Here is a 5,903-nt window from a genome sequence, read left to right as displayed (position 1 = left end):
GCTCGGGCCGCGCCTGCCGTACCGGCTCTACCGGCCCGCGGTACACGTCGCGCACTATGCCCGGATCGCGGGGATGACGCTCCGGCGCAGCGAGAGCCTCGTCGTCCACGAGTGCGGGACGCGGCGGTGGGCGCGCCGGGCCATCACCGGACTCGCCCGGCTACGCCACCGGCCCGTCCATCTCATCCTGATCGACACACCGTCGGCGGACGCGCTCGCGGGACAGCGGGCCCGGGGCCGGAGCGTACGTTCCCGCGCGTTCCGACGCCACGAACGGTCGTGGGCCCGGCTGCGCGACGCGGACCCGGCGGCGCTGTACCGCGAGGGCTGGTCGTCGATCCGGGTGCTCGACCGTCGCGACGCACGCGCCCTGACCGCGATCCGTTTCGACTGAACCGCGAGATGCCTGATGGCGCCTGATGGCGCCCGGCGTACCCGGCGCGGGCCGCGATCATGGGTTGTCGGGGGAGAATCCGAGTGCCTCGTCCGTGGCGTGCATGACCTCGTCGAAGTCAAGGCCCATGCCGAGCAGCAGGTCCACCGCGGCCGAACGGACCTGGCCCACGATCACCACGGCGGGCAGCGTCTGTTCCGGTGCCAGCGCCCGCGCGGCCAGCCGGACGGCCCGCATGGCGCTGCGGTGCGCGTCGGCCCGCGCGTCGGTCACCTGGTGGGCTGTCGTGCGCGCCCGCGTCCGCGCGCCGCGGCCCCGATACACCCCGGCCTGCTCCTCGACCAGCGCCGTCAGGTATCCGCCCAGCGCGCGGACCGCCTCGGCGAGCTGGCTGACCGCGTCGACGAGCACCGGCGGTGCCGGAGCTCCCAGCCGCAGCAGCATGACCGCGGACCGGGCGAGGACGCGCACGTTGCGCACCGCGTGGTCCATCTTCGTGGCGACTTCGCCGTATGCCGCCAGCGACGGCGACCGGCGCCTGCGCAGGATGGTGAACCGGGTCGTCTCCTCGGCCACGGCGACCGCACCGTGGAACGCCGCGACCGCGGAGTCGATGCTGCGTGCCTCCTCCAGCGCCCGCCTGGCGGCATCGTGATCATCTGCTTTCAGCGCGGCCGCGACGCTGTCGAGGACGTCGGCCAACCGCTCGAACACCGGCGCGGACTCGTCGGCCAGCTCGGTCAGCGGGTCGGTCCGCAACGGCAGCTGGTTGACCGCGATGGCGACGGCACCGCCGACCAGCGCGTCGAAGAACCGGGCGGGGACGAGACCGCCGTCCACCGGCGTGGTCACGGCGACATAGATGGCGGACACCGCCGACTGCACCACGAGAATCGCCCCGCCGCCGAGGAAGGCGGCCACAGACAGGGTGAGGACGGTGACGGCCACCACCGACCAGACGCTCGCCGGGCCGATGGCATGGGAGATCACATCGGCGACCAGCACGCCCACCGCGACCCCGACCCAGATGTCCAGCGCCCGCCGCAGCCGTTGCCCGCGGGTGACCCCGAGGACGATCAGCGCGGCAGCCGGCGCGAAGAACGGCAGGTCGTCCCCGATGAGATACACGCCCAGCAACCAGGCCACGGTCACGGCAAGGCCCGCCTCGGCGACCGCGTCCACGCAGTCGCGTAATCGCCGCAGGCCCTGGGCGAACCATGACCGGGCCGCCCGCAGCCGGGCTGCCCATGGCCCGGCCGCGGGCCCGGGTCCGGATCCGGACGATCGGGGGTCAGCCGGCTGGGAGCCAGGCGGCTGGGACCCGGATGGCAGCTCGGAGGTGGTTGTCGGGCCGGCAGCCAGCACGGTCGCCGGTCGACTCCGGTGCTGGGTCATCGTCGTGGCTCCGGTTCTGGTCGGCGGTCCGGGCCGGGAGGCGGCCGGACTGGTGATCCTGACCGGGCGCCGGCCGGACAGCCCCGCGGGGCCACGGGATCAGGGCCTCGCCGCCGCAGGATCAGGACTTCTTCTGTCGTAAGGTGTCGACCTCGTTCCTTATCGTGACGACATCTCCGATGACGATGATGGCCGGCGGCTGGATGGCGGCCCGGGCAACCAGGGCCGGGATGTCGGCGAGCGGGCCGGTGACCACCTGTTGATCACCGCTGCCGCCGTCGCGGATCACCGCGGTCGGGGTCGACGCCGGGCGCCCGCGCTTGATCAGATCAGCGGTGATTCGCTCCAGCGTGCCGATGCCCATGAGGACGACGATCGTCCCGGGGCCGGTCGCCACGGCATCCCAGTCGACCGTCGAGCCCGGATGCGACGGGTCGACATGACCGGACACGATCGTGACGTCCTGGGTGATCCCGCGGTGGGTGACCGGGATGCCGGCCAGCGCCGGCACCGCCGTCGCGCTGGTCACTCCCGGGACGACCTCGCAGGGCACCCCGGCGGCCGCGCAGGCCAGCGCCTCCTCGCCGCCGCGACCGAAGACGAACGGGTCGCCGCCCTTGAGGCGCACCACTCCCAGGCCGCGTCGGGCGCGTTCCACGATCACCTGGTTGATCTGCTCCTGGGTGAGGTTGTGGCCGTGCGGCGCCTTGCCGGCATCCACGATCTCGACCTCGGACCGTAAGTCGTCGAGCAGGGCCCGCGGGGCAAGCCGGTCGACCACCACCACGTCCGCTCGGCGCAGCAGCTCCAGGCCCCGGACGGTGATCAGATCGGGCCGCCCCGGACCGCCGCCGACGAGCGCCACCCAGCCACCCGCCGGCCGGTGGGCTCGCGCCTCCCGATCCCCGTTCAAGTCCCGCTCCTGGCCCTGCTTTCGCTCCTGGTCCCGCTCCAGGGCCTGCTCCCGCTCCAGGGCCTGGTTCCTGTGCTGGCCGCTGCTCCGTTCCCTGTTCTGGTCCGCGGTCGCGCTCGGACGGGCTACCCCGCAAGAGGCCCCCGCATGCCCGTCGTCGCCGCCATGCCCGGCCGTCACCGGTGATTCCGTGTCGAGTCTGCCCACGATGAGAAGTGTGCGACCTCCGGCACGGAAAAGCCGCAGGTAGGTTCCGTCACCGTGGCAGCGACTGTCACCTACGGCTTCCGCGTCCGTAGATGGGAACCGTTGCCCCAGTCGAGGTTCCTACCCGCGGTTCCCGCTGATCCGGCGCAGGCCGCAGAGCACGAGGGCCACCATCTCGTCGGTGTCGTCCGTGGTGAACAGCGCCTCGTTCTCGGCCTGGTCGAGGCCGTTGGCGAGCGCCCGCGGGCCGGCCGCCCGCAGCTCCTCAAGCAGGCCGTCGTAGTCGACAGGCGTGCCGACGCGGGCCGCCTGCGCCACCAGCTCGGCGTATCCCGGACGAGCCGCGAGCTGACTGTCCAGCTCCAGGTCACGGGGCCGCCCGCCGGTGAGGGCCTCGATGACCCGCTCGGTGCAGCCGCCGAAACCACCCAGCAGGAACAGCGGCCGCCCGGCCCGCAGGGTGAGCACGGCCTCCTCCAGCAGGCCCGGATAGAGCCCCGCACCGACGACGACGGCACCGCCGAGCATCACCCGCGCGTCGGTCTCGGCGGCCATGCGCTCACGCATGGCGGTCAGCGCGCGGGCCCGCTTCCAGCGCGCCACCAGCGCGTCACCACCGTTGCCGGTGGCACCTGGGTCGTCCCGTAGATCCGGGTCGTCGGGGCTGATGTCGGCCGGTGGCGGCACACCGACCACCGTCGCGACATCGACGAGTTCGGCCTGTTCGTCCACCCCGAACCGGAGGAACAGGTGCCACGCCAGGTAGTCGGTCACCCGCTCCGGTCCGGGCCGGCCGGGCAGATCGTAGGTGTCGACGAGATCGAACAGGACCCGGCTGTACCCGCCGACACGCAGGTCACCGCCGTAGGCGAGGGAACCGCCGGCGGCCAGGACATGCCGTGCGATCTCCACGAACGCGTGCCGTTGGTGCGGTAGGCCCAGCCCCCGCCGGGCGAGATCCGGGCTGTCCGAGATCGAGACGGCCACCCGGATGTCCGCGAGCGAGCTCACAGCAACCTCCTCGCGCACTCTGTCACCGCGGGTCCCGTCACGGATCTCGTCACGGATCTCGTCACGGGTCCCGTCATGTCGAAAGTCATGTCGAGAACAGCGGTCATGTCGAGAACAGCATCGTCGGTGTCACCGCCCGCAGCGAACCATCGAGCTTCGCCAGCACCCGGCTCTCCTCGGTACCCAGCGGTGGATCAGGATATAGAAGATCGACCGGGGCCGCACCTCCGACGGAATTCCGTGGCAGATCGAGCAGGGTCAGCAGTTCGGGTGGCCGGGCCAGCAGGAACGAAGGCAGGGCGACACCGTGCCGGCCGCACATCTCGGCGGCCCGCAGCGGAAAATACCGGTGCCTGAGCGTCTCGGTCAGCAGAACGCCCACCAGATGGTCGAGAACCCTTCGTGAGTCACGATGCCAGCGGACGGTCGGAACGTTGCCGAGATACGGGAAGGCACGCACCGACCGGTCCGTGAGCGCGTCCAGGACGACCACCGGCATGGACGCGCGCTTCGCGCCGAGGAACTCCCGCTGGCACCATGGCCGTGAACCATAGGAATCCGAGTTCACCGCGAGCAGCGCGCTGCTGGTGGCCGCGGCGTCAAGAACGTCGGCGAAAGGGTCGCCGCCGGATATGTGGTGCGCGTCGAGGAAGTCGTCGACATCGGTCTCAAACCGAAGATGCCGGGCCACCTCCCTGGCAATGGCGCCGCCATCCGCGGACGCATAGCTGATGAACACCCGGACCGGGTCAGAAGCACCGACCTGACGACACACCCGGTGGATGACATGGTTCAGGAGGACCTGCTCACGAAAATGTGCCGGCAGCGTGTGCAGGTCGACGACGTCGACATCGACCGCGACGGGAACACGGGCGAAGTTGGGGGTGAGCGCGAACGGCAGAAGCCAGTTAGCGGGTCCGGCGCCGACAGCACGCAGCAGTTCCGCGAGATAGTCGTTCCAGCCGGCACCCACCAGCGCGTTGTCGATGAGCAGGACGACGACGTTACGCTCGGCCAGGCTGAGATCGACAGGTGGCGGCACGTCGGCGGCCCACCGCGCGCCACGACCGTCCGGGCGGTCGACGGGTCCGCCAGCCGACCAGTAACGCACCGGAATTCCCAGCGAACGGGCGGTCGGCTGCGACGGGTCGGCCGTCAGGTGCGTGAAAACGGCGTCGGCGAGCTGGCGGGTCTCCGCATCACCACCGGAACGCCAGAGCACGTGTACGGCAACGGGCGGCCGTGACCGCCTGGCGGCGCTCACCAAGGGTCGTCAGTCGGGTCGGGACGCATTCCGGCACGATAATCCGGGACCGCATTCCGGTACCACGGCGGGGGTGACGGGCCCCGGCCCGATGGCGGGACGACCGCCACCGGGCCGACAGTCTCCGGCAGGCGAACGGCCTTCGGCAGGCGCGGGCACCAGTCCGTCACCCGGTCCATACGAACGGCATCCCCACACGCGCGACACGCGTCCCGGGTATTTCACGTGGCCCGGCCGGTGGGCCGGGGCCGGCCTGCTGTCCGTGACGCGTTCCCCGGCGCCGGAAACAGTCCGGCCGCGTCGAGAACAGCACGCTCACGCCGAGAAGAACATTGTCGGTGTCATCAGTCGCATTCTCGGCTCGAACTCGTGCAGCAGTCGCGTCTCCTCGCTGTCCAGTGGAGGATCAGGGTAGACGACGGTCAGATCCGCCTCCACCGAACCGGTGCGGCGGCGCAGCTCAAGCAGCGTGAGTGGCTCGGGCGGCCGGGAAAGGCAGTAGTACGGCCGGTCGACCCGCCGCAGCCGGGACAGCCAGGCCACCTGGCGGGGAAAATACCGGTGCCGGAACGACTCGGCGAGGAGCAGACCCAGCAACCGCTCCATGACGAGCGGTGAGTCCGGCTTCCAGCGCAGTATCGGAATGTTCCCGAGATAGGGTGAGCGACGCTCGTCACAGTCCTCGACCGCGTCCAGCAGGACCAATGCCGCTAAGATAA

At 71.1% G+C, this 5,903-nt stretch carries 6 protein-coding genes; 1 reads left to right on the top strand and 5 read right to left on the bottom strand.

The annotated features are described in order from the left end of the window. Positions 1–73 precede the first annotated feature (73 nt). Positions 74–394 (top strand): hypothetical protein, encoded by a 321-nt coding sequence (locus tag FrCorBMG51_RS30890; protein WP_235433432.1) that lies wholly within the window; start codon positions 74–76, stop codon positions 392–394. 57 nt (positions 395–451) lie between these two features. On the opposite strand, the gene FrCorBMG51_RS08330 is transcribed toward FrCorBMG51_RS30890, so the two are convergent. The 5 genes from FrCorBMG51_RS08330 to FrCorBMG51_RS08310 all read right to left on the bottom strand — a co-directional run. Beyond that, positions 452–1,789: an FUSC family protein gene (locus FrCorBMG51_RS08330; protein ID WP_083731169.1), complete on the bottom strand. Its 1,338-nt coding sequence runs from the start codon at positions 1,787–1,789 to the stop codon at positions 452–454. 121 nt (positions 1,790–1,910) lie between these two features. Beyond that, positions 1,911–2,702: a uroporphyrinogen-III C-methyltransferase gene (cobA, locus tag FrCorBMG51_RS08325; RefSeq protein ID WP_047222583.1), complete on the bottom strand. Its 792-nt coding sequence runs from the start codon at positions 2,700–2,702 to the stop codon at positions 1,911–1,913. A 327-nt stretch (positions 2,703–3,029) separates the two neighbouring features. Further along, on the bottom strand, positions 3,030–3,920 hold the full coding sequence (locus tag FrCorBMG51_RS08320; RefSeq protein ID WP_052914479.1) for a hypothetical protein: 891 nt from the start codon (positions 3,918–3,920) through the stop codon (positions 3,030–3,032). 103 nt (positions 3,921–4,023) lie between these two features. Next, positions 4,024–5,184: a TIR domain-containing protein gene (locus FrCorBMG51_RS08315; protein ID WP_157180432.1), complete on the bottom strand. Its 1,161-nt coding sequence runs from the start codon at positions 5,182–5,184 to the stop codon at positions 4,024–4,026. A gap of 315 nt (positions 5,185–5,499) precedes the next feature. Then, a partial coding sequence (locus FrCorBMG51_RS08310; protein ID WP_047222522.1) for a hypothetical protein occupies positions 5,500–5,903 on the bottom strand: 404 nt, incomplete at its 5' end.

This window comes from Protofrankia coriariae, assembly GCF_001017755.1.
Classification (GTDB): Bacteria; Actinomycetota; Actinomycetes; order Frankiales; family Frankiaceae; genus Protofrankia; species Protofrankia coriariae.
This window is presented reverse-complemented; position numbering and strand designations above follow the sequence as displayed.

What these genes read in the sequence shown, in the direction of transcription:
- FrCorBMG51_RS30890 (WP_235433432.1), top strand. Translation starts at nt 74, where the DNA reads ATGACGCTCCGGCGCAGCGAGAGCCTCGTCGTCCACGAGTGCGGGACG.
- FrCorBMG51_RS08330 (WP_083731169.1), bottom strand. Translation starts at nt 1,789, where the DNA reads ATGACCCAGCACCGGAGTCGACCGGCGACCGTGCTGGCTGCCGGCCCG.